This window comes from Bacillus sp. AFS098217, from assembly GCF_002551815.1.
GTDB lineage: Bacteria > Bacillota > Bacilli > Bacillales > Bacillaceae_G > Bacillus_A.
Genome location: NZ_NVPR01000011.1, coordinates 1 through 22136, shown reverse-complemented (window position 1 = coordinate 22136; position 22136 = coordinate 1). Strand labels below are relative to the sequence as shown.

The window sequence follows — 22136 nt, the reverse complement described above, 5'->3', positions numbered from 1 at the left end:
ATAATTAATAGTGCATAAACCAACTAATAAACATACTAGAAATTTTATTACCTTGATGTTATTTATAATTTTCAAAAAACTCAACTCCTTTCTTTAAAAAAATTATATCATAAAATAACGATTTTCGTATATTGATAAATTTTTTTCACTTACTCAAACTAGATAGTTTTTCATCGGCTTTCATGCGCCCGATCCTTTTTACTTGTTCGAGCGTTCTGACAAAGTAAATATCGTATGAAAAAGCCCGATTAGTTCAACTAACCATCAGTGAGAAAAGCATTACTTATGGAAACTTCACTTTATATCGTGTCGAAGCGCCGATATATTTGCTCCCAATGAAAAAACGCCCTGTAAACAGGGCGCTTCTACTTTTCTTTCATTATCCAGTTCCAGCGGCTAGAATGTTCGGTGGCTTCGCTTCTTCCTGCGAGGCAAAGAACGCCTCTACGTCAGAAGCTCCATCCCCCTCACATTCTGAACGAGCCGCTTCCACTTTTAATACTGTCCAGCTTCGCCTCCTAGACCCTCATGGCTAAGAACCTTCCGCACCAGAAGATAAAAAGCATCTTCTGTGCGAAAGAACCTTAGCCAAAGGGTCTGAACAGTCGGCTCCGCATTTCTATTTAACCGATAGAACCTTCCATCTCAAATTTGATTAGACGGTTCATTTCAACTGCGTATTCCATTGGAAGTTCGCGAGTGAATGGCTCGATGAAGCCCATTACGATCATTTCTGTAGCTTCTTGCTCAGAAATACCGCGGCTCATTAGGTAGAATAATTGTTCTTCTGATACTTTTGATACTTTTGCTTCGTGCTCAAGTGAAACGTGATCGTTTTTGATCTCGTTGTAAGGAATTGTATCAGATGTAGATTGATTATCCATGATTAATGTATCACATTCGATGTTAGAGCGAGAGTTTGTCGCTTTTGGTCCGAAGTGTACGATACCACGGTACGTTACTTTACCACCATGTTTTGCAATCGATTTAGAAACGATTGTTGAAGATGTGTTTGGTGCTAAGTGAATCATTTTCGCACCAGCATCTTGGTGTTGACCTTTACCAGCAATCGCGATAGATAATGTTAAACCACGAGCGCCTTCGCCTTTTAAGATAACTGCTGGGTATTTCATCGTTAATTTAGATCCGATGTTACCATCAATCCATTCCATCGTTGCGTTTGCTTCACAAACAGCACGTTTTGTAACTAGGTTGTATACGTTGTTCGCCCAGTTTTGGATTGTTGTATAACGGCAATATGCATCTTTCTTAATGATGATTTCTACTACTGCACTGTGCAGTGAATTTGTTGTGTAAACAGGTGCTGTACAACCTTCTACGTAGTGTACGTGTGCGCCTTCGTCTACGATAATAAGCGTACGCTCGAATTGTCCCATATTTTCAGAGTTAATACGGAAATACGCTTGAAGTGGTGTATCAACTTTTACACCTTTTGGAACGTAGATGAATGATCCACCAGACCAAACTGCAGAGTTTAATGCTGAGAATTTGTTGTCAGTTGGTGGGATTACTTTTCCAAAATGCTCACGGAAAATATCTTCGTTCTCTTTTAATGCGCTATCTGTATCTTTGAAGACGATTCCTAGAGCTTCTAGGTCCTCTTTCATGTTGTGATATACAACTTCAGATTCGTACTGTGCGGATACACCAGCTAAATATTTTTGCTCAGCTTCTGGAATACCTAATTTATCAAAGGTAGCTTTAATTTCATCAGGTACTTCATCCCAAGACTTCTCAGATTTCTCAGATGGTTTTACGTAGTACGTAATTTCATCGAAATCTAAGTCGTTTAAGTCGCCGCCCCATTGTGGCATTGGCATTTCGTAGAACTTATCCAGTGATTTTAAACGGAAGTCTAACATCCACTGTGGTTCTTCTTTCATACGTGAAATCTCTTCAACGATTTCTTTTGTTAAGCCGCGTCCTGCACGGAAAATCGAAACGTCTTTATCCTTGAAACCATATTTGTAATCGCCGATATCTGGCATTTGCTTCGCCATGTTGGTATGTCCCTCCTTAGATAACCACGTGTTTAGGAACCTTTTACATTACTTATCTTCGTGTAAGCCTTTTTCTAATGCTTTCCAAGCTAATGTTGCACATTTAATACGTGCTGGAAACTTGCATACGCCTTGTAATGCCTCAATATCTCCTAAATCTACGCTGTCATCATACTCTTTTCCTAGCATCATATCAGAGAAAATTTTAGAAAGCTTAAGTGCCTCTTCAATTTTCTTTCCTTTTACTGCTTGCGTCATCATCGAAGCTGAAGACATAGAGATGGAACAACCTTCTCCTTCAAACTTCGCTTCTTGTACAATTCCATCTTCTACTTTCATCGTAAGTTGAATACGATCGCCGCAAGTTGGATTGTTTAAGTTAACTGTAACACTATCTTCTAACACGCCATGGTTACGAGGATTCTTATAATGATCCATAATAACTTGACGATATAACGTATCTAAATTATTAAAAGACATTTGTGAAATACTCCTTTGTTTTCGTTAGCGCTTCAACAAATGTATCAATTTCTTCTTTTGTATTATATAAATAGAAGCTTGCACGTGCTGTCGAAGAAGCTTTTAACCACTTCATAAGCGGCTGTGCACAGTGATGTCCTGCACGAACCGCAATGCCTTCTACATCTAATACTGTCGCCACATCATGCGGATGTACTTCATCGATATTAAATGTAACAAGACCAGCGCGATGCTTTGGTCCATAAATTGTAACGCCATCTACTTCTGATAGTCTTTCTAAAGCGTACTGCGCTAATTCATGTTCATGCTTTTCAATATTATCAAGACCGATTTCTTCTAGGAAATCAATTGCCGCTCCAAGTCCGATTGCATTACCGATAATCGGTGTACCTGCTTCAAACTTCCACGGAAGTTCTTTCCACGTAGAATCTTGTAAGTCTACGAAATCAATCATTTCACCACCAAATTCAATTGGCTCCATATTCTCTAGCAATTCCTTCTTACCATATAATACGCCGATACCTGTAGGCCCGCACATTTTATGAGCGGATAATGCATAGAAATCACAATTTAAATCTTGTACATCCACTTTCATATGAGGCGTACTTTGTGCACCATCAACGATCATGATTGCACCATTTTGATGTGCGATTTCTGCAATTTCTTTTACAGGATTAATCGTTCCAAGTACGTTAGACACATACATAATAGAAACGATTTTTGTATTCGGTGTAATTGTTTGACGAGCATCTTCTAATGAGATTGTCCCGTCCGGCTGAAGCGGAAGATATTTTAATGTTGCGCCCGTTTTCTTCGCAACTTGTTGCCACGGGATAATGTTACTATGGTGCTCCATGTAAGAAATGACGATTTCATCGCCTTCTTTTACATTTTCAAGACCATAGCTTGCTGCTACTGTATTTAATGCAGTGGTTGTTCCACGCGTGAAAATAATTTCTTCCATTGATTTCGCGTTAATAAACTTGCGAACTTTCTCACGTGCACCTTCATACGCATCGGTAGCTTTTGTACCGAGCGTATGAACACCGCGATGCACGTTAGAATTATATTCTTTATAGTAACGCTCTAACGTTCCAATGACTTGAATTGGTTTTTGAGAAGTTGCTGCACTATCGAAATAAACAAGTTGTTTGCCGTTCACTTTTTGATCAAGAATTGGAAACTGTTTGCGTATTTCATGAATATCCATTAGCGAACTTTCCTTTCAATTGCCTCAACAAGCTGCGCTTTTACTCCTTCAATTGGAAGCTCATTTACTACAGGTGCTAAGAATCCATGGATGACTAAACGTTCTGCTTCTTTCTTCGGAATACCACGGCTCATTAGGTAGTATAGTTGTACCGGATCTACGCGGCCTACAGAAGCTGCGTGACCTGCCATTACATCGTCTTCATCGATTAGAAGAATTGGGTTCGCATCACCGCGTGCTTTTTCATTTAACATAAGAACGCGAGAAGATTGTTGTGCATTTGATTTAGATGCACCGTGTTCAATCTTACCAATTCCGTTAAAGATAGATGTTGCACTATCTGTTTGTACACCGTGTTTTAAAATGAATCCTTCAGAGTGTTTACCGAAGTGAACAACTTTAGTTGTAAAGTTTTGTGTTTGGTTACCACGGCCAATTGTTACTGTTTTTGTATCAGCAAATGATCCGTCGCCCATTAAGTTCGTTACGTTCTCTGAAATTGTATTTCCATCATTCATAAGACCTAACGCCCACTCAATACGACCATCACGGCCAACAACACCGCGGCGGTTTACGTAAGTCGTTACATCTTTCGCCAATAGATCAACTGCACCAAATTTCACTTGTGCACCTTGTTCTACAATTACTTCTGCCACGATGTTTGCAATACCTGTAACAGTTTCGTTTGCTACATAGTTTTCTACATAAGTTGCAGAACTGTTTGCATCTGCTACAAATAATACGTGGTTATATACGTTTGCTTCTTCGCCGTCTACTAAGAATACAGCTTGAAGTGGTGTTTCAAGAACAACGTTTTTCGGAACATATACAAATGCACCGCCGTTGATTAATGCAGCATGAAGTGCTGTTAAACGATGCTCATCCACTTTCACGCCGTCTTTCATTAAATACTTTTGTACTAATTCAGCATGCTCAGTTGCTGCTGTTACGATATCTGTGAAAATAACACCTTTTTCTTTTGCTTCGTTCGCTAAAGAAACGAATGCAGTTGTACCAGCACGTTGTACTAATACGCTGTTATTTTCGTCGATTAAGTTTTTCACTGCTTCTGGAAGCTCTGCTAAAGAACTTACAGGCTCTTGCTTAGCAGCGTCGCCTTTTCCGATAAAGTCCCATTTATCAATTTTTGTTTTATCAGGCGTTGGCATTGGAAGTTCAGTTGCTTGTGCAAGAGCTTGTAAGCGGAACTCAGTCAACCAAGCAGCTTCGTTTACTTCGCTTGCGCGCTGACGGATTGTTTCTTGATCGAAAGGTAATGTACCGATTGTCATGTTTATGCTCCTCTCTTACGCTTCTTGCTCTGCTGTTTCGTCTTCAATACCTAATTCTTTTTTGATCCAGTCGTAACCTTCAGACTCTAGACGTTGTGCAAGCTCAGGGCCACCAGATTTAACAATACGACCGTTCATCATAACGTGAACGAAGTCTGGAGTGATGTAGTTTAATAAACGTTGGTAATGCGTAATCATTAGGCAACCGAACTCTTCACCGCGCATTTCGTTAATACCTTTAGATACAACTTTTAATGCGTCGATATCAAGACCAGAGTCTATTTCGTCTAAGATTGCAATTTTTGGCTCAATCATCATTAATTGAAGAATTTCGTTACGTTTTTTCTCACCGCCAGAGAAACCTTCGTTTAAGTAACGTTGTGCCATTTCTGGATCCATTTCTAGGAATTCCATGTTTTTATCTAATTTACGGATAAATTTCATAAGAGAAATTTCATCGCCCTCTTCACGACGTGCATTAATTGCAGAACGTAAGAAGTCAGCGTTTGTTACTCCGCTAATTTCACTTGGATATTGCATTGCTAGGAATAGACCTGCTTGTGCGCGCTCATCTACTTCCATTTCTAATACATCTTCACCGTCGATGATGATGCTGCCTTCTGTTACTTCATATTTTGGGTGGCCCATAATTGCAGAAGATAAAGTTGATTTACCTGTTCCGTTAGGTCCCATAATTGCGTGGATTTCTCCACCTTTCACTTCAAGGTTTACACCTTTTAAAATCTCTTTGCCATCGATTGATACATGTAAGTCTTTAACCGTTAATGTAGAACCAGCCATCTCAATACCTCCATTAATCCTCTATATACATTTTAAAAGTTCCTAAAACATTCACATTCTCATTTTATTCTCATTCTAATTTTATATCAAATAAAATGATATCGCAAACAATGAAAAAAAGTAACAATTTTTCCACAAATGTATATAACTATTCCCTCACATTCTATTATGATACACCTTCCTTCTTATATATATAAAGAAAAAAGGGCTGGAAATTTCCCAGCCCTTTCCTGCTTCTATTCACTTACTGGAAGTACAGCTCCCTTATATTCTTTATTAATAAAATCTTGAATTTCTTTGGAATGTAATACTTCTACAAGTGCTTTAATTTCTTTCTTATTTTTATCCCCTTTACGAACAACAACTACGTTTGCATATGGAGAATCCTTACCTTCAATTGCAATTGCGTCTTTCTCTGGATTTAATTTCGCATCAATCGCATAGTTTGAGTTAATTAAAACCGCATCGCCTTCTTTATTGTTATACACTTGTGGCAATAAACCAGGTTCAATGTCTGTTTTGAACTTCAAGTGTTTCGGATTTTCCGCAATATCTTTTGTAGTTGCTTTAACAGGTTCTACACCGTCTTTAATTTTTAAAATGCCCTCTTTTTGTAAAATTGCTAATCCACGTCCATGGTCAGCAACAGAATTACTCATAATGATTGTTGCTCCGTCTGGAAGGTCTTTTAAGCTTTTATACTTTTGAGAATATACACCAATTGGCTCTAAATGAATTTTCCCTGCCACTTCAAAATCATATTTTTTATCTTTCATTTCTTTCTCTAAGTACGGAATATGCTGGAAGTAGTTTGCATCTAAATTTTTATCCGCTAACGATTTATTCGGCAGTACGTAATCTTGGAACTTTTTAATTTCTAGTTTTATACCTTTTTTCTCCAGTAACGGTTTTGCCTTCTCTAAAATCTCAGCGTGCGGTACGTTAGAAGCACCAACGACAAGCTCATCCTTACTTTTGTCACTTTTCCCCCCACAAGCTGCTAATCCGAAAATTGACGTTGTAATAAGTGCTGTAAGTAATAATTTTTTCATATTGTAAACACCCTTCCCTTTTTATCTATCGTTTATCAATTCGAGTTGTAACAAAATCCCCAATCCATTGAATAAAGAAAACAACAAGTAATATACAAATTGTTGCAACGATTGTCACATCATTATTTCCGCGCTGGAATCCTTCTAAATATGCAAGTGTACCGAGTCCGCCAGCCCCAACAACACCAGCCATTGCTGTATACCCTACAAGAGCAATTGCCGTTACTGTAATACCAGATACTAGTGCTGGCAGTGCTTCTGGAATCAATACCTTCCAAATGATTGTGCTTGTTTTTGCTCCCATTGCTTTTGAAGCTTCAATAACTCCTTTATCAATTTCACGAAGTGCAATTTCAACCATCCTTGCATAGAATGGCGCTGCTCCAATAATTAAAGCTGGCAATGCTGCACTTGCCCCAAGAATTGTCCCAAGGAGAATCTTAGTAAATGGGATTAATAAAATAATTAAAATGATAAATGGAATGGAACGAAAAATATTTACGAACGCTCCAATCACAGTGTGGACCATCTTGTTTTCCCACAAATTATCCTTGGCTGTCATAAAAAGTAATAATCCTAAAATAAGACCGAAAATAAATGTGGCAATTACTGCGATTGCCGTCATGTATAATGTTTCACCTGTTGCTTCTAACATTTGATTCCAATCAACGTTTGATAGTAGCTTATCCATGTGCAATCACCTCCAGCTCTACTTGCTCCTGATTGATTCCTTCTATCGCTTGCTGGATTGCTGCTTCCTCACCATTTAAGTGAACAACTAGATTTCCATAAGACCCATTGTTCGTTTGAGCGATATTTCCTTGAAGTACACTCACTTCTATATCATCTCGTCTCATTAATCTCTGAAGTACTGGACGTTCTACAGAATCGCCAATAAACTGCAAACGAATCACTTTACCATCTGGATATTTCTCTAGCAAACTCTCAATCGCTTCATTTGTATCGTCAGAATCTGTTAACTGCTGCACAAATCGTTTTGTGATTTCCTGCTGTGGATTACGGAATACATCTAGTACAGGACCGCTTTCTACGATTTTTCCTTTTTCCATTACCGCGACGCGATTACAAATTTTTTGAATGACATGCATTTCATGTGTAATTAATACAATTGTTAAATCAAGGCGCTTATTAATATCTAATAGTAAATCTAAAATTTGATCTGTCGTTTCTGGATCCAGTGCCGATGTCGCTTCATCACACAAAAGTACTTTTGGATTATTCGCTAACGCTCTCGCAATTCCAACACGCTGCTTTTGTCCACCACTTAATTGAGATGGATATGCGTCGCCCCTTCCTTCTAATCCAACGAGATGAATTAACTCATCTACACGCTTTCTTCGCTGCGCTTTATCCACTCCTGCAATTTCAAGTGGAAAAGCAATATTTTCACGTACAGTTCGTGACCAAAGTAAGTTAAAGTGCTGAAAAATCATTCCGATTTCTTGTCTTGCCTTTCGAAGCTCATTTCCAGTAATTGCTGAAATAACACGATCAGCTATCGTAATCTGTCCGGAAGTCGGTCTCTCCAATTGATTGAATAATCTGATTAAAGAACTTTTTCCAGCGCCACTATATCCGATAACACCAAAGATTTCACCTTTCTCTATTTTTAAATTGGCGTTATCCACAGCAGTGACATCACCGCTTTTTGACTTATATATTTTCTTTACATTCTCTAATCGAATCATGGTGCATCACCCCTTTTTTGTTTATAAAGCGTAAGCGGCTTGCTCAGAACAAGAGGGCGCCCGTCCCCCTAACGTAGAGGCGCTTTTTGCCTCACAGGAAGAAGCGAAGCCACCGAACATTCTAGCTGCTGAAGCTGGCTTGCTTAGCTCTTCTCCAACAAATTCTGTTGATCTTTTTATGCAGAATACAAAAATCTTGCCGCTATAGCTAAATGATGTAACAGCTCCTTTTGTTACTTAAATGTCCTCCTCATTCAAACAACAAAAAAACCTTTCTGCTTGTAAAATGAGCAGAAAGGTTTTATGCGTATATCAACATGATCCCTTTCTCTCATCTCTCAAAGCATTTGCTTTGCAGGAATTGGCACCATTTCAACATAAAAGTTGACGGTTGCCGGGTTTCACAGGGCACAGTCCCTCCACCTCTCTTGATAAGAGAAATCAGATTTAATTTTCGTCTGATTTGAAATTTATGAAATTGTCTATATTTTATGACTTGAATTGTATCAATATACATTCGCTATGTCAACAGATTTTTTTGTGAAAAACAAAACTTCAGAATATTAAGCACCTACTGACATCGGCTTACATATATGAAATACAGATTCAAATAATAGCATTGTGCGATACGTTCCAGAATAGTGTACACGCCCATTATTAATTAAGGTTTGTAATCGAATATTTCCGGTAACTAGTCGTTGCAAGTCTTCCTCCAAAAAGCAATCAATTTGTTCTGTTCCCCTTGTTTCCTTCAAAACTTGTATATACTCTCTTGAAATTTGAAGTGAATAACACTCATCTCCCAAACGGATATTAATTGTTTTTTCTCCTTGTCTTAGAAGCGGCTCTAAATGATATTGGTTATTGGCATAAGTTACAAATGATTGAAGCAACGAATATAACCCCATTCTAATCACATCCTTCATATCACTTTCTACTAATACCATTCCACCCTGCTGAAGAGCAATCCTGTTGCTTTCTCTCGACAAATAACGGCGTACTGCTGCCTTTAGAGCATATTTCCCAAGAAATATGTCGAGGCGGCAAAAACTTTGCCGCCTATTGTAATTCATTATATAAATATTCAACCGAATGAAATGCATATATTTTCTTCGTCAGTGTCCCATTTTCAAATACAAGTAAACACGGTACACTTTCTATTTCATATTCCCTAGCTAAATGCGGAGCATAGTTTAAATCTAACATCCCAATTTTCAAATCAGATATTGCCGCTTCTACAACTGTTAACATCTTCTTTGCTAATTGGCATGTTCCACACATTGGTGTATATACATATAACACTGTTTTTTCTTGGTTTGCTATTAGATCTGTAGCTTCAGCACCTGTCCAATCAATCACTTCTATCATTCCTTACCGTAAATATTCTGTATAAACGTCAATGTCAGCTCCCCATAGTACGTTTGCTAAATGAGAAGATGGCGCAGTCGCCACTTCACGATACGAACGATCAATATAAATATGCTCAGCCTGCGGAAATTCTTTACGAAATTGTTTTCTTAACTTTTCCCCTGCATCATCAGCATCCACTAGCACATATACTTCTTTATCAAAAAACTGATCAATGAGCTCATCCATTTTCGACAAACCAATTGTACCATTTGTGCAAACAATTTCCACCGGTTCTCGAATAATAGATTCAATCTTTCTTCTATCTGATTTACCTTCTACAATAATGACTTTTTCTACATAAATCATATGTCATCACCCGATCACCATATACTATAAAAATAACCTTACTTTAGTATATAGTATATTCGATATTTTCATGTTGTTTCCTGTTTATTTTTGCAAAGAAAAGCGGAAGCGGTTCGTTCAGAATGTGAGGGGGATGGAGCTTCTGACGTAGAGGCGCTTTTTGCCTCGCTGGAAGAAGCGAAGCCACCGAACATTCTAACCGCTGGAGCTGGACATCAAAGAAAAGCGGAGCCGACTGTTTAGACCCGTTGGCTAAGGTTCTTTCGCACAGAAGACGCTTTTTATCTTCTTGTGCGGAATGTTCTTAGACAGAAGGGGCTAGGAGGCGTAGCTAGACAAAGAAAAGCGGAAGCGGTTTGTTCAGAATGTGAGGGGGATGGAGCTTCTGACACATATGCATTCGTAATACAAAATAAAAAGGACAGCACATAGGCTGTCCTTTTTGATTTAACTAAAATTAGTCTTGGTTTGTCATTTCTGCGTATTGTTCTGCAGTTAATAACTTTTCAACTTCACTTGCATCAGAAAGTTCAATTTTAACCATCCATGCACCTTCGTATGGAGATTCGTTAACAAGTTCTGGCTGGTCACTTAATTCTTCGTTTACTGCTACAACTTTACCACTTACAGGAGCGTATAATTCAGAAACTGTTTTAACAGATTCTACGCTTCCGAATGGCTCGTCAGCTTTAAGTGTTGCACCTACTTCAGGAAGTTCAACGAATACGATGTCGCCTAACTCACTTTGTGCAAAATGAGTAATACCGATAACAACCTCGTTGCCTTCAGTTTTTACCCATTCGTGTTCTTCAGAGTAACGTAAATGATTTGGAATGCTCATGACTGTACCTCCAGTGAATGTATTAATTATGTAAAAATACCTTATTGGTACTTTTTCCACACACTTTCAAACTGCTCTTCGTTAAAACCAAGTGTTACATTCGTTCCATCTGTTACGATTGGACGTTTAATCAACATGCCATCAGATGCTAAAAGTTCAAACATTTCGTCTTCACTTGCATCCTTTAATTTATCTTTTAAGCCAAGCTCGCGGTAACGCATTCCACTTGTATTAAAGAATTTTTTTAATGGCAATTCACTTTTCACATGTAAATTACGTAAATCTTCTTTTGACGGTGGATTTTCAACAATATGAATCATCTCATATGCTACATCGTTTGCCTCGAACCATTTTTTTGCTTTTTGGCATGTGCCACACTTTGGGTATGAATAAAATGTTACTGTCATAAATTCACCTACTTTTTTACTAACCTTTACCCTTATCATATAGAAAACGTTTTATTATTTCAAACGATTATTCTCCAAACTTTAACTTATTTCGTCACAATTTTCTTTTATCCTGCAAATTTTCCTTATTTTCCGCCATTTCTATCTATAAAATTTTTCTCTCCCGATTCACTGTGTATACGGAACCCGAACATATATCTTAAACAAACGTTTATTTAAATGAATAAAAAGTAAGAAAACAAAAACGAAACGAACGTCCCATATCTAATCTCCCCCATTCCCAGAGTCAAGTGACAAAAATGTAAGGTTGATTCAAAAAAATGTAAGTAAAATCGATAGCCCATTTTGATTTTCTATATTATAATCAATTGAATTTGCTTACATTACTAAAACATAGGAGATCATTATGAAAAAATCTAAGCTTTCATCTTTTCTTCCATTAAGTTATATACTTCTACTCGTACTTGTAAGCCCCCTTTACGATGTACTGAATAAATCTGGCGTTCATGCCGTTGATGTTACAACAATAGTTGATGATTGGATTCCGTTTGTAAAGGCATTTATTATTCCGTATTTACTTTGGTTTCCATACTTATACGGCGCACTCATTTATTACTGTTTTACTGATCGCAAGCAATATTACGTAGCACTAAGCAGCGTGATTCTTGGGAAGCTGACTTGTTTTTCTATTTACTACTTTTGGCAAACTACTGTACCGCGTCCAACAGTTGTAGGAACAGATGCATTCTCTGAGTTAGTTCGCTATATTTATAGTATTGATCAACCTGTAAACTGTTTTCCTAGCATCCATGTTCTCACAACATTCGTAATTATGTTAGTTGCTTATAAGCGAAGAGAACAACACATATGGGAATATTTGATTCTTACTTTCTTTGGTACACTCATTATTCTATCTACGTTATTTACAAAACAACATGCCTTCTTAGATGCGGTTTCTGGTATGGCAGTTGCAAGTACTCTGTACTTCGGTGTGCAACTACTGCTAGTGAACCGAAAAGACACTGTTACAATTCCTGCAAGACAAACTTATAAACTATAATAAAAAAGCAGACTGTGGCTTCTTCAGTCTGCTTTTATCTATATAAAGGAGATTTTCAGTGTATTACATTAAGATTGTGGTACAGTCATATCACCGGCATGGATACGACCTGCTTTTCTTAGTACCATGTAAAGTATATAAGAAACAGCTACTGGGATTACGATATAAGTGATGACCAACGCTGGGACAACACTTAATCCTTGGCTAGAAATTAAATTAATTGGTGCAATAAGAGAACTTAACCCAAGACCTGCGATTTCTTTACCTGCTTCCAAATGGAAGAGAAGTGCAGATACAGGGCCCACAATGGCACTGGCGACGACAGTTGGGACGAGAATCATTGGATTTTTAGTAATGTTCGGCAACTGTACTTTTGGAGTACAAAGCGCCTGTGCTAAAATACCACCTAAGTTATTTTCTTTCGCAGAGATAACAGCGAATCCGATAAATTGAGCTACACATCCTGCAAGTGCAGCCCCCCCTGCAACACCGTCTAGACTAAGCGCAATTGCTAGAGCAGCTGATGATGCTGGAGAAATAAGTAATAGTCCCCAAACAACTGAAAGTACGACAGAAGCAATAAATGGGCTACCAGCTGAGCTATCTTTAATAAACGCTCCAACTATATTTAAAACAGGGCTAATATTTTGAGCTAACCAAATACCGACTATGCCTGAGCCTAATATTGCTGCAAATGGAACGAGCATCATATCTAAAGCTGTTTTTCCGCTTAATCGTTTACCAATATAAACCGCTAAAGTCGCTGTTATTAACGCACCGATTGGCTCACCAGTTTTAATGATTAAACCGGCTTCAGTGATTGAAATGGACCCTGCTCCAATCGCTCCTGCAACCATTGCTGAGAAAATGACAAGTCCGTTTGCTCCAAGCATAAAAGCAATCCCTGCTCCAATTGCTGGTGCCATAAGTGATTTTGCTACAACTCCAATTGTAATTAACATTGGAATATCAACAATTCTTCCTATATTTTCGATAAGTAAACCAATTCCAAGGGATACGAAAATACCTTGTGCAATTCCGGCAGAACCTTTGAATACACGAGACATAATATATTCCTTCATCTGTTTCACCTTCTCCTATTTTAATAACCGATTGTTTTCATGTAATCACGTAAAATATCATTAGATTTTGCAAATCGGCTTTCTTCGGATTCTGTTAAGTTTAGTTCTACAACTTCTTTCACACCATCTCTTGTAATAATACATGGTACACCTGTGCAAATATCATATTCGCCATATTCACCATCTAAAATTGCTGAAACAGCAATTACGCGATGATCATCATTAAAGATTGATTGTGCAATATAAGCTAACGAGTTCCCAATACCGTAATAAGTAGTTCCTTTACGTTTATAAATTTCCCAACCAGCTTTCGCAGTTTTCTCAACAATTTCATCTAAATCAATTTCACCAAAACGTTCTTTTTGCTCTTCTAAAATTTGCAAGATTGGTTTTCCACCGACTGTAACATGAGACCAAGCAACCATTTGAGAATCACCATGTTCTCCTAATGAATAACCTTGAATGCTACGAGGATCAACTTCAAGCATTTCAGATAAAATTGTTCTTAGGCGTGAAGAGTCTAATGATGTACCTGTACCAAGCACACGATTTCTTGGTAAACCAGACAATTCCCAAACTTGATACGTAATAATATCGACTGGATTGGATGCGATTAAGAAGATGCCATCAAATCCGCTTCCTATTACACCCCCTACCACACTTTCCATAATCTTTGCACTTGCTCCTAAAGTATCCAAACGACTTTGTCCCGGTTTTGGTGCTGGACCTGCTGTAATAATCACAATGTCCATATCTTTGCAGTCTCCATAATCGCCTGCATATACTTTTGTTCTTGTATTTGTAAAGTTAATGCAGTGCGATAGGTCCATCGCTTCGCCAACTGCACGTTCATGATTTATATCAACTAATACCAATTCTTCACAGATGCCTTGATTCACAATCGAATACGCACAACTTGATCCAACTAACCCTGTACCAATAATAGCGATTTTTCTTGTGTTTCTATTCATAACAATCTCCCCTAATTGATTATGTAATCTATTTATTTTGTTATTTACACTTTTCATTATAGAGATTTACACTGTAGAAACCATGGATAGTTTGTGAAATATTGAACAAAGTTTATGTCTATTTTGTGACATCCTCTACTATGTTTCGTCATATTTGTTACAACTAAAAAAATATTTTATGCGTATTTATTGACATATATAGATAAATAAAAAAGAGAGCGAATATCAGATGAATATTCACTCTCTTTTTTGTGTATTATTGTGCACTTAATTGACTTTTCAATTGCTGAACAACCGCTGGATTTGCAGGAGCAGCTGGCTTATAATGTCCTTTTTGTAACGCATATTCATATACATTACGCTGCCTTAGTTCATCTTGATTGCGAATGTGAATCAACGTTTGATGTAACTGTTCATTATTCGACTCTGCTATGTAATTCGCATATTTAGTCAAACTAGCGTTTAATCCTGCTAAATAATCGTTAACCATATCTTTTTCGTTCATAATCGATACCCTCCTAGCCTAAAAAGGACATTAATTGTTGTTTTGTATTTCTTGCAGCTTGCGCATCTTGCTGTAGCATTTGTTTTAATTGAGGATCTGTACACTGCTGTGCATACTGATCTAATTTATTTGCAACTGTTGTATGTCCCCCAATAAGATGGCGTAAATTTTCAAGCTCCAGCTCTGTTAAGTTTGGCATAATAAAAACCTTCCTTTCTTTGTTCATTCACCATTTAGTATTTATTTGTTTTTGGATTGTATGCACGAGAAATGACGGTATAAGATATTTAATTTCTTGTTCCTAATCTAACTCCTTTACTTCCGCTGAAATTTGAGATATGGATTCCTACTACACACAAGGAGCAATGCAAAAAACAAAAGATGAATGTTACCATTCATCTCTCCCACTGAAAATCTATAATTTTATAAAGCTAAAAAGGAAAATATACAATTTTACATATTATGAAAAATTCATTGTTTCTTAAACTTAATTAATATATTATAATTAAATAATTAAAAAAATTTGAACTTCCGTTCTTATCAGACTATTAGACGTCATCTATTAGTCATAATTAATAAAGGGGGAGTAAAAATGCATGCTACAAGTAATATAAAGAAAGTATCTTTTAAATACATCTTTTTCCTATTAGGAATAACACTTGCTAGCACCTTAATAGGACGAGTAGGCTCTGCATATTTTATGGAAAAAGATTCAAATTTAAGCTTGTTCTTCGCCTTTGCAATCACAGCAATTCTCTCTTTCACCTTATCCTTTATCATTGCTTCACCTAAATTTAAGGCTGTGCCTTTAAAACGCTTCTTAACCTTTGTCATTCCGTTATCTTTCGTATTTATGATGGTCGTCTTCGTTTTTCTATTACAGCAAATGAACTAGATGATATTTCTCATTGCAAATCACTATCAAAAAAGGAGATAGTAAAATGAAAACACATGAATTCCTTACAGACATTCAAAAAAGTTATGATCCGGGTCCTAGTCAAGATGCTCAAGTCTTTATTTTGTTTGGCTTCTTATTAGCGATATATACGTTTCTAAAGCCTGCAAAATAATATCTTTACTTAGCTTTCCAATTGAAAGCTTAACATTAACGAAAAGAACACTATTCTTTCGGCATAAATTCAAAACGAGAGGATGGCCTATCAACTTCTGATGAATTACAATTGCTTTCTAATAAGCTTCATCGACATATGTCACCATATGCTTTAGATCAGTTAGCTAGAAAAGTAGGATATGTTCAACAAAAAGTAAATATCGTTCACAAGACTTAGCAGGCCTATGTGTTTGGTTCTACATCCCTACGACAGAGAAAATAAGATTAGAGTTAAAAAATAAAAAACAAGATGCGTGACTTTAACATCTTGTTTTTTGTTTTTATTCGTTTTTCAAAAGAATAGGCAAGTGTTTTAACGTTTGTTCATCCTCTAATAAACAGTCCTTTAACTGAAAAGATGATGACAGCTCTATTTCTTCGTACTGGTTAATAAAGGGTGGATTTCATACAGTAAAACGTTAAGAGATATCCATCACTACAAGGGATTCTAAATTCACCCTATATGTCTATATATATTGTTTTATGGTTCCACGAAATGTACTTGTGTCAAATTTATGTTCTATATAAATTTGATGCCATACCATAAATGATAAAACTGTCCAAATTTTACGGCTATAATCCCCTTTTCCAATACAGTGTGCTTCGAGCAATTTCAAAACGTATTGCTTATTAATTAAATGATCAGTCTGACTTTCTGTAATAATATTTACAGCCCAATCATACATTTCATTCTTTAACCAATGACGAATTGGTACAGGAAACCCTAGTTTTTTACGTTTTAACACATGATCCGGAACAATACCTTTTACTGCTTCGCGTAGAAGAAATTTTGTTGTTCCATTTGCAATTTTTAAATCATCTGGAATCTTTGATGCAACATCGAACACTTCCTTATCTAAAAATGGAACGCGAAGTTCTAAGGAATGTGCCAATGTCATTCTATCTGCCTTTACAAGTATATCACCACGTAGCCAAGTAAACATATCAATATATTGCATCTTGCTTACATCATTATAAGAACGTATCTCATTGTACAAAGGTTTGGTTATGTCCATGTAGTTTACAGCATTACTGTAGTTTTGCATAAGCTCCTCTTTTTCACTTTCCCTGAAGATTTTTGCATTTCCATAGTAACGCTCTTCGATAGGTGTACAGCCACGTTCAATGAAACTTTTTCCTTTGAAGCCTGTTTGTAATGCACCACTCAATGCTTTTAGAGCGCGTTTTCCTGATGATGGAATGTACTGAAATAACTTTAATGAATTCGGTTCACGATAAATATTATAACCACCGAATAATTCATCACCCCCTTCACCAGATAAAACTACTTTGACATGCTTACGTGCTTCTTTTGCTACAAAGTATAACGGAACAGCGGCTGGATCCGCCAATGGATCGTCCATATGCCACATAATTTTTGGAAATTCATTCATAAATTCTTCTGGTGTTACAAGAACGCTATAATTTTTCACATTGATTTTGTCTGCTGTTTCCTTTGCCACATCAATTTCACTAAAACCCTCATGTTCAAAACCTACAGAGAATGTAAGCAAATTAGGGTTAAACTCTTTTGCAATAGATACAACAATTGAGGAATCGATCCCGCCAGATAAAAAGGATCCAACAGGAACATCGCTTCGCATATGCAATTTTACAGAATCATATAATACATCACGAATCTTTTTGATATGACCCTCTTTTGACACATTAGAAGCATTAAAATATGGCTTCCAGTAGCGATGGAAGGAAATTTCTTTCCCAGGTTCTTTAACAAAATAGTGTCCTGGCTCTAGCTTATTAATCTCCTTATTTAAAGATTGTGGTTCTGGTGCATATTGATAAGTAAAATAATGATGTAAAGATGAAATGTTTATACCTTTATCCCTCAATGCATGAAGAATGCTTTTCTTTTCAGATGCAAAATAAATCATCTCTTCTTCTTGTGCAATAAACAATGGTTTAATACCAAAATGATCACGTGCACCGAATAAACGCTTTTCTTCACGATCCCAAATTACAAATGCAAACATGCCACGCAAGTAATCTACACACTTTTCCTTCATTTTTGCATATAAAGCAATTAGTACTTCTGTATCTGATTGCGTTGAAAATGTAGCCCCTTTTTCCAAAAGCATATTTCGAAGTTCTACATAGTTATAAATTTCGCCATTAAAAATAATCACATATCGCTCATTTTCATATGTCAATGGCTGATGGCCAGCCTTTAAGTCAATAATGCTCAAGCGACGGAAGCCAAATTGTACATGTTCATCGCGGAAATAGCCTTCATCATCTGGTCCACGGTGAAGAATCATTGAATTCATCATCTCAAACTGTACAATATCCTCAGTTGAAAGTTCTCTAGGTTTATCATATAAGCAACCTACAAAGCCACACATACTGTTACCTTCTCTCTAAAAAATTCCTTTTACAAAATATCACCTTAGGTATGAACATAGATAAAGTAATCCTTACCATGAATTTCGAATAAAGCAAGGACATTCGTTCTTTTGTAACATATTGAAGGCACTATTTTGATTTATGTAGTTTGTTAGCAATAACCCTACAAATACAACCATCTTTAGTGTGTTGATTGAATTTATCCAGCAACTGAAATAGCTAGTTGCTGGATAAACTCATGAATGAGTACTTTTTCATCTTGGAATCTTTATTTTGAGTATTCCAAAATCTTTTTTTTAAAATAGAACACTCTATCTAAAGAAGCATTAGAAAGTAAGTTCCTAAGGGATCCGCACAAATTGCTCAAAATTAAATATAAAAATTAGATTAGTGCTTTAACTAAGCTTTTCCCAAACTCTTTAGCACCCTCTGGACCGTCACTTGTTATAATATCACTATGAGCAATAACATGTTGTGCAACATATTCTACATTATTATCTTTCAATGCATTAATCATCACATCTACTGGATAACATGTTGCTTGTCGTCCGGAAAGTAAACCAGTTTGGGCTATTACAACAGAGCCAGCACAAATTCCTGTTACAAGAATTTTCTGCTCATAAGCTTGCTTCAAATAACTTATCAATGTTTGATTTTCCCATAGATGATCTATAGTGCCAGAACCGCCAATAACAGCTATAATATCGTTATCATTTACTGGAACTTCAGAGAAAATAACCTCTGCTTTTGTCTTCCCTTGATTATCTCCTGTAATTTCACCAATTTTGGTACTTGCAATCGTCACTTTAACTCCTGCATTTTCTAATACTTCTTTTGGATGAAATAATTCATCTTCATTAAAGCGATCTGGTGGTATAATAAATAATGCGTTTTTATTCATTGTGTGTTTATCTCCTCTAAATAAAAATAATTTTAAGATTAAATATAGTTTAACCTCAATTATTCACACTGTGAAGACTGCACTTTTTTGTACGAAGGTTACCAAAAAGTTACTATCGTAAGAAAATAAGGAGTTAAGAAGACATGTCAGATACATTACGAGAAGACATTAAAAAGAAGATATTAAATGGTGATTTTAATTGTGAAAAAGAACTTACTTTGTCTGTACTTAGCGGGAAGTGGAAAGTAGTTATTTTGTGGCACCTGGGTGTAGAAGGACCACATCGTTTTAGTGATCTTCAAAGACTTTTCCCTAAAATATCTCACAAAATATTAACTAATCAATTACGTGAACTTGCAGAAGATGGAATTATCCGCAGGGAAGTGTTCCCAGAGTCTCCCCCAAAAGTTGAATACTCTATGACTGAACTCGGAATGACTTTGCTACCTATAGTTGAAATGATGTATGAATGGGGAAAAAAACGAATGATAGAAATTAAAGGAGAATTAAGTTTTTCAGAATCAAAAGATCAATAAAGTAAATCCAAGACAATATAATTATGCGGTGTTTTTAGGTTGTGGTGCAAATATACAATGGGAACAAAAAATAACTGCAGATTCTTAATCAAAGATTCACATCTTAATTTTCAGACAAACACACAAAACAAAGGAGTTGACCTTCAAGCCAGCTCCTTCATTTTTATTAAAAATTAAACTGTATAACGCTCTTCTTCTAAAATCTTCGCAGCAATTTCACGTTTCTTCGGAATTACATTAAGCGGCGTGTAACGAGTGAATTTGCGAAGCGCTGATAACATCATGCGCAGCATATCACCGTTTTCAACTGCGATAATTGTTTCTTTTGCATCTGCTTCGATTTGGTTGAATGCTTCTTGACAGAATACTTCAGTGTATAACACTTTTTGTTTATTCTTTTCAAGACCAGTTGCTTTAATTGCTTTTTCTGTACGAAGAACAGCTGATTCCATTGCATATAAGTTGCTTACGATATCCGCAATGTTAACAAGAACTTCTTGTTCTTTGTCTAATGCTTTACCGTATTTTTGAGCAGCTAATCCAGCTACCATTAAGCCAATTTTCTTCGCGTTACCTACTAAATATTTTTGAAGCGCTAATGGCTCATCGCCCACTTCTTCTGGCATCATCATCATTAACTCTTCTTGTAATTTTTGTGCTTTTTGCAGAAGTGGTAATTCACCTTTCATTGCTTTACGTAAGAACGTACCTGGTACGATTAAACGGTTAATTTCGTTTGTTCCTTCGAAAATACGGTTAATACGAGAATCGCGGTACATTCTTTCAATCTCATACTCTGCCATAAATCCGTAACCACCGTGGATTTGAACGCCTTCATCTACTACGTAATCTAATACTTCAGAACCGAATACTTTATTTAAAGAGCACTCAATTGCATATTCAGCAATAGAAGCTGCAACAGCTTTTCCGTCTTTTACTTCTTCTTCGGATAATGTGCTCATGCGGCTTTCAAATAAACCTACTGTACGATATACAGAGCTTTCAGCTGCATAGATTTTCGCTGCCATATTTGCAAGTTTTTCTTGAATTAATGGGAAACGAGCGATTGGTTGCTTAAATTGTTGACGTTGATTTGCATATTGTGCTGAAATTTCTAATGCACGTTTAGAAGAACCAACTGTACCAACGCCTAATTTATAACGGCCGATATTTAAAATGTTAAAGGCAATAACATGACCCTTACCAATTTCACCAAGTACATTTTCTTTCGGTACTAATGCATCTTCTAAAATTAACGTACGAGTAGAAGAACATTTAATACCCATTTTCTTTTCTTCGGGGCTTGTTGATACGCCTGGGTATTCTTTCTCTACGATAAATGCCGAGAAGTGCTCGCCATCTATTTTTGCATATACAACAAATACGTCAGCGAAAGCAGAGTTTGTAATCCATTGTTTTTCACCATTTAATACGTAGTGTGTACCTTCCGCATTTAAGCGAGCCGTTGTTTTTGCACCTAATGCATCAGATCCAGAACCTGGCTCAGTTAATGCGTATGCAGCTAATTTTTCACCTGTTGCTAACGCTGGTAAATATTTTTGCTTTTGCTCTTCGTTACCAAATAATACGATTGGTAACGATCCGATCCCAACGTGAGCACCATGTGTAATCGCGAAGCCGCCAGCGCGAGAGAATTTCTCTGCAATTAACGCTGAGCTAACTTTATCAAGACCAATTCCGCCGTACTCTTCTGGTACATCAGCACCTAATAATCCAAGCTCTCCAGCTTCTTTTAATAAGCGAACAGAACGGTCAAACTCATGCTGCTCTAAATATTCAAGCTCCGGGAGAACTTCATTTACGATAAAGTCCTCTGTTGTTTTCGCAATCATTTTATGCTCATCGCTGTAATCCTCTGGTGTAAATACTTGATCCATTGTGATCTCATCGATTAAAAAACTACCGCCTTTAATTGCATTTCCCACTATTTTTTCCATGAAAATTTCCTCCTTCATATTTTCATAGGCCGCCTCTCTCATTTTGAGAGAAGCTGGCTCTCCCTTTATTTTTTATGGCCTTTAGTTGCTTTCACTTTTTTGTAATCTAGTTCCAGCGGCTA

Annotated in this window: 25 protein-coding genes and 1 riboswitch; of the genes, 4 read left to right on the top strand and 21 right to left on the bottom strand. The window is 36.7% G+C overall.

All coding sequences use genetic code 11. The annotated features are described in order from the left end of the window. Window positions 1–623 precede the first annotated feature (623 nt). From sufB to COO03_RS02280, 11 genes are all read right to left on the bottom strand, one after another. Window positions 624–2021, bottom strand: coding sequence for a Fe-S cluster assembly protein SufB (gene sufB / locus COO03_RS02335; protein ID WP_097894866.1), 1398 nt, complete (start codon window positions 2019–2021; stop codon window positions 624–626). A 48-nt stretch (window positions 2022–2069) separates the two neighbouring features. Then, on the bottom strand, window positions 2070–2501 hold the full coding sequence (gene sufU / locus COO03_RS02330) for a Fe-S cluster assembly sulfur transfer protein SufU (RefSeq protein ID WP_097894865.1): 432 nt from the start codon (window positions 2499–2501) through the stop codon (window positions 2070–2072). Beyond that, window positions 2491–3711, bottom strand: a complete 1221-nt coding sequence (sufS, locus tag COO03_RS02325) for a cysteine desulfurase SufS (RefSeq protein WP_097894864.1) — start codon at window positions 3709–3711, stop codon at window positions 2491–2493. Before sufS ends, sufU begins: the two co-directional genes overlap by 11 nt. Continuing rightward, the gene (gene sufD / locus COO03_RS02320) at window positions 3711–5003 is read right to left on the bottom strand and encodes a Fe-S cluster assembly protein SufD (protein ID WP_097894863.1); all 1293 of its coding nucleotides are present in this window, start codon (window positions 5001–5003) and stop codon (window positions 3711–3713) included. Before sufD ends, sufS begins: the two co-directional genes overlap by 1 nt. Window positions 5004–5018: 15 nt before the next feature. Continuing rightward, window positions 5019–5804 carry a Fe-S cluster assembly ATPase SufC gene (sufC, locus tag COO03_RS02315; RefSeq protein WP_097894862.1) on the bottom strand — a complete coding sequence of 262 codons (786 nt, stop codon included), beginning with the start codon at window positions 5802–5804 and terminating at the stop codon, window positions 5019–5021. A 236-nt stretch (window positions 5805–6040) separates the two neighbouring features. Continuing rightward, window positions 6041–6856, bottom strand: coding sequence for a methionine ABC transporter substrate-binding lipoprotein MetQ (metQ, locus tag COO03_RS02310; protein WP_097894861.1), 816 nt, complete (start codon window positions 6854–6856; stop codon window positions 6041–6043). 25 nt (window positions 6857–6881) lie between these two features. Beyond that, window positions 6882–7547 (bottom strand): methionine ABC transporter permease, encoded by a 666-nt coding sequence (locus COO03_RS02305; RefSeq protein WP_097894860.1) that lies wholly within the window; start codon window positions 7545–7547, stop codon window positions 6882–6884. Further along, window positions 7540–8565, bottom strand: a complete 1026-nt coding sequence (locus COO03_RS02300) for a methionine ABC transporter ATP-binding protein (RefSeq protein WP_097894859.1) — start codon at window positions 8563–8565, stop codon at window positions 7540–7542. The genes COO03_RS02305 and COO03_RS02300 overlap by 8 nt, the downstream gene beginning before the upstream one ends. Window positions 8566–8893: 328 nt before the next feature. Then, window positions 8894–9003: riboswitch (SAM riboswitch) on the bottom strand. A 125-nt stretch (window positions 9004–9128) separates the two neighbouring features. Then, window positions 9129–9473 (bottom strand): hypothetical protein, encoded by a 345-nt coding sequence (locus tag COO03_RS02290; RefSeq protein WP_097894867.1) that lies wholly within the window; start codon window positions 9471–9473, stop codon window positions 9129–9131. Between the two features lie 151 nt (window positions 9474–9624). Next, the gene (locus COO03_RS02285; protein WP_097894858.1) at window positions 9625–9933 is read right to left on the bottom strand and encodes a thioredoxin family protein; all 309 of its coding nucleotides are present in this window, start codon (window positions 9931–9933) and stop codon (window positions 9625–9627) included. A 3-nt stretch (window positions 9934–9936) separates the two neighbouring features. Next, window positions 9937–10281, bottom strand: coding sequence for a toprim domain-containing protein (locus tag COO03_RS02280; protein ID WP_000640866.1), 345 nt, complete (start codon window positions 10279–10281; stop codon window positions 9937–9939). Between the two features lie 90 nt (window positions 10282–10371). On the opposite strand from COO03_RS02280, the gene COO03_RS26805 reads away from it, so the two are divergent. Beyond that, window positions 10372–10524 carry a hypothetical protein gene (locus COO03_RS26805; protein ID WP_170958185.1) on the top strand — a complete coding sequence of 51 codons (153 nt, stop codon included), beginning with the start codon at window positions 10372–10374 and terminating at the stop codon, window positions 10522–10524. 214 nt (window positions 10525–10738) lie between these two features. Here the strand turns inward: COO03_RS26805 and gcvH are convergent, their stop codons facing one another. Both gcvH and COO03_RS02265 read right to left on the bottom strand, forming a co-directional pair. Then, window positions 10739–11122: a glycine cleavage system protein GcvH gene (gcvH, locus tag COO03_RS02270; RefSeq protein ID WP_097894857.1), complete on the bottom strand. Its 384-nt coding sequence runs from the start codon at window positions 11120–11122 to the stop codon at window positions 10739–10741. Between the two features lie 41 nt (window positions 11123–11163). Then, window positions 11164–11529 (bottom strand): arsenate reductase family protein, encoded by a 366-nt coding sequence (locus COO03_RS02265; protein WP_097894856.1) that lies wholly within the window; start codon window positions 11527–11529, stop codon window positions 11164–11166. A 406-nt stretch (window positions 11530–11935) separates the two neighbouring features. Between COO03_RS02265 and COO03_RS02260 the strand changes: the two genes are divergently transcribed. Continuing rightward, window positions 11936–12589, top strand: a complete 654-nt coding sequence (locus tag COO03_RS02260; protein ID WP_097894855.1) for a phosphatase PAP2 family protein — start codon at window positions 11936–11938, stop codon at window positions 12587–12589. A 68-nt stretch (window positions 12590–12657) separates the two neighbouring features. Here COO03_RS02260 and COO03_RS02255 read toward each other — a convergent pair whose 3' ends face one another. From COO03_RS02255 to COO03_RS02230, 5 genes are all read right to left on the bottom strand, one after another. Then, window positions 12658–13671, bottom strand: a complete 1014-nt coding sequence (locus tag COO03_RS02255; protein ID WP_097894854.1) for a PTS transporter subunit IIC — start codon at window positions 13669–13671, stop codon at window positions 12658–12660. 20 nt (window positions 13672–13691) lie between these two features. Next, the gene (locus COO03_RS02250) at window positions 13692–14642 is read right to left on the bottom strand and encodes an L-lactate dehydrogenase (protein WP_170958186.1); all 951 of its coding nucleotides are present in this window, start codon (window positions 14640–14642) and stop codon (window positions 13692–13694) included. A gap of 256 nt (window positions 14643–14898) precedes the next feature. Next, window positions 14899–15147 carry a spore coat protein gene (locus tag COO03_RS02240; protein ID WP_097894852.1) on the bottom strand — a complete coding sequence of 83 codons (249 nt, stop codon included), beginning with the start codon at window positions 15145–15147 and terminating at the stop codon, window positions 14899–14901. A gap of 13 nt (window positions 15148–15160) precedes the next feature. After that, window positions 15161–15346, bottom strand: a complete 186-nt coding sequence (locus COO03_RS02235; RefSeq protein WP_097894851.1) for a hypothetical protein — start codon at window positions 15344–15346, stop codon at window positions 15161–15163. Between the two features lie 356 nt (window positions 15347–15702). Beyond that, window positions 15703–15981, bottom strand: coding sequence for a hypothetical protein (locus tag COO03_RS02230; protein ID WP_097894850.1), 279 nt, complete (start codon window positions 15979–15981; stop codon window positions 15703–15705). 107 nt (window positions 15982–16088) lie between these two features. Here COO03_RS02230 and COO03_RS27395 point away from each other — a divergent pair, with 107 nt between their 5' ends. Then, window positions 16089–16217 (top strand): hypothetical protein, encoded by a 129-nt coding sequence (locus COO03_RS27395; protein WP_255257279.1) that lies wholly within the window; start codon window positions 16089–16091, stop codon window positions 16215–16217. 508 nt (window positions 16218–16725) lie between these two features. Here the strand turns inward: COO03_RS27395 and asnB are convergent. Beyond that, window positions 16726–18618, bottom strand: coding sequence for an asparagine synthase (glutamine-hydrolyzing) (gene asnB, locus COO03_RS02220; protein ID WP_097894849.1), 1893 nt, complete (start codon window positions 18616–18618; stop codon window positions 16726–16728). Window positions 18619–19001: 383 nt separating this feature from the next. Then, window positions 19002–19520: a DJ-1/PfpI family protein gene (locus tag COO03_RS02215; RefSeq protein ID WP_097894848.1), complete on the bottom strand. Its 519-nt coding sequence runs from the start codon at window positions 19518–19520 to the stop codon at window positions 19002–19004. Between the two features lie 143 nt (window positions 19521–19663). On the opposite strand from COO03_RS02215, the gene COO03_RS02210 reads away from it, so the two are divergent. Then, window positions 19664–20056 carry a winged helix-turn-helix transcriptional regulator gene (locus COO03_RS02210; protein WP_097894847.1) on the top strand — a complete coding sequence of 131 codons (393 nt, stop codon included), beginning with the start codon at window positions 19664–19666 and terminating at the stop codon, window positions 20054–20056. A gap of 173 nt (window positions 20057–20229) precedes the next feature. Here COO03_RS02210 and COO03_RS02205 read toward each other — a convergent pair whose 3' ends face one another. Then, window positions 20230–22014 carry an acyl-CoA dehydrogenase family protein gene (locus COO03_RS02205; RefSeq protein WP_097894846.1) on the bottom strand — a complete coding sequence of 595 codons (1785 nt, stop codon included), beginning with the start codon at window positions 22012–22014 and terminating at the stop codon, window positions 20230–20232. Window positions 22015–22136: the final 122 nt, after the last annotated feature.

Bases quoted from the DNA above. Each gene is read 5' to 3' on its own strand.
- COO03_RS02205 (WP_097894846.1), bottom strand. From the start codon at position 22,014: ATGGAAAAAATAGTGGGAAATGCAATTAAAGGCGGTAGTTTTTTAATC.
- COO03_RS02215 (WP_097894848.1), bottom strand. From the start codon at position 19,520: ATGAATAAAAACGCATTATTTATTATACCACCAGATCGCTTTAATGAA.
- COO03_RS02265 (WP_097894856.1), bottom strand. From the start codon at position 11,529: ATGACAGTAACATTTTATTCATACCCAAAGTGTGGCACATGCCAAAAA.
- sufS (WP_097894864.1), bottom strand. From the start codon at position 3,711: ATGGATATTCATGAAATACGCAAACAGTTTCCAATTCTTGATCAAAAA.
- COO03_RS02250 (WP_170958186.1), bottom strand. From the start codon at position 14,642: ATGAATAGAAACACAAGAAAAATCGCTATTATTGGTACAGGGTTAGTT.
- asnB (WP_097894849.1), bottom strand. From the start codon at position 18,618: ATGTGTGGCTTTGTAGGTTGCTTATATGATAAACCTAGAGAACTTTCA.
- gcvH (WP_097894857.1), bottom strand. From the start codon at position 11,122: ATGAGCATTCCAAATCATTTACGTTACTCTGAAGAACACGAATGGGTA.
- COO03_RS02285 (WP_097894858.1), bottom strand. From the start codon at position 9,933: ATGATAGAAGTGATTGATTGGACAGGTGCTGAAGCTACAGATCTAATA.
- COO03_RS02280 (WP_000640866.1), bottom strand. From the start codon at position 10,281: ATGATTTATGTAGAAAAAGTCATTATTGTAGAAGGTAAATCAGATAGA.
- COO03_RS02240 (WP_097894852.1), bottom strand. From the start codon at position 15,147: ATGAACGAAAAAGATATGGTTAACGATTATTTAGCAGGATTAAACGCT.
- COO03_RS02305 (WP_097894860.1), bottom strand. From the start codon at position 7,547: ATGGATAAGCTACTATCAAACGTTGATTGGAATCAAATGTTAGAAGCA.
- COO03_RS02210 (WP_097894847.1), top strand. From the start codon at position 19,664: ATGTCAGATACATTACGAGAAGACATTAAAAAGAAGATATTAAATGGT.
- metQ (WP_097894861.1), bottom strand. From the start codon at position 6,856: ATGAAAAAATTATTACTTACAGCACTTATTACAACGTCAATTTTCGGA.
- COO03_RS02300 (WP_097894859.1), bottom strand. From the start codon at position 8,565: ATGATTCGATTAGAGAATGTAAAGAAAATATATAAGTCAAAAAGCGGT.
- sufB (WP_097894866.1), bottom strand. From the start codon at position 2,021: ATGGCGAAGCAAATGCCAGATATCGGCGATTACAAATATGGTTTCAAG.
- COO03_RS02260 (WP_097894855.1), top strand. From the start codon at position 11,936: ATGAAAAAATCTAAGCTTTCATCTTTTCTTCCATTAAGTTATATACTT.
- sufC (WP_097894862.1), bottom strand. From the start codon at position 5,804: ATGGCTGGTTCTACATTAACGGTTAAAGACTTACATGTATCAATCGAT.
- sufD (WP_097894863.1), bottom strand. From the start codon at position 5,003: ATGACAATCGGTACATTACCTTTCGATCAAGAAACAATCCGTCAGCGC.
- sufU (WP_097894865.1), bottom strand. From the start codon at position 2,501: ATGTCTTTTAATAATTTAGATACGTTATATCGTCAAGTTATTATGGAT.
- COO03_RS02230 (WP_097894850.1), bottom strand. From the start codon at position 15,981: ATGACAAAGGTTAAGAAGCGTTTTAAAGGCACAGCCTTAAATTTAGGT.
- COO03_RS02255 (WP_097894854.1), bottom strand. From the start codon at position 13,671: ATGAAGGAATATATTATGTCTCGTGTATTCAAAGGTTCTGCCGGAATT.
- COO03_RS27395 (WP_255257279.1), top strand. From the start codon at position 16,089: ATGAAAACACATGAATTCCTTACAGACATTCAAAAAAGTTATGATCCG.
- COO03_RS02290 (WP_097894867.1), bottom strand. From the start codon at position 9,473: ATGGGGTTATATTCGTTGCTTCAATCATTTGTAACTTATGCCAATAAC.
- COO03_RS02235 (WP_097894851.1), bottom strand. From the start codon at position 15,346: ATGCCAAACTTAACAGAGCTGGAGCTTGAAAATTTACGCCATCTTATT.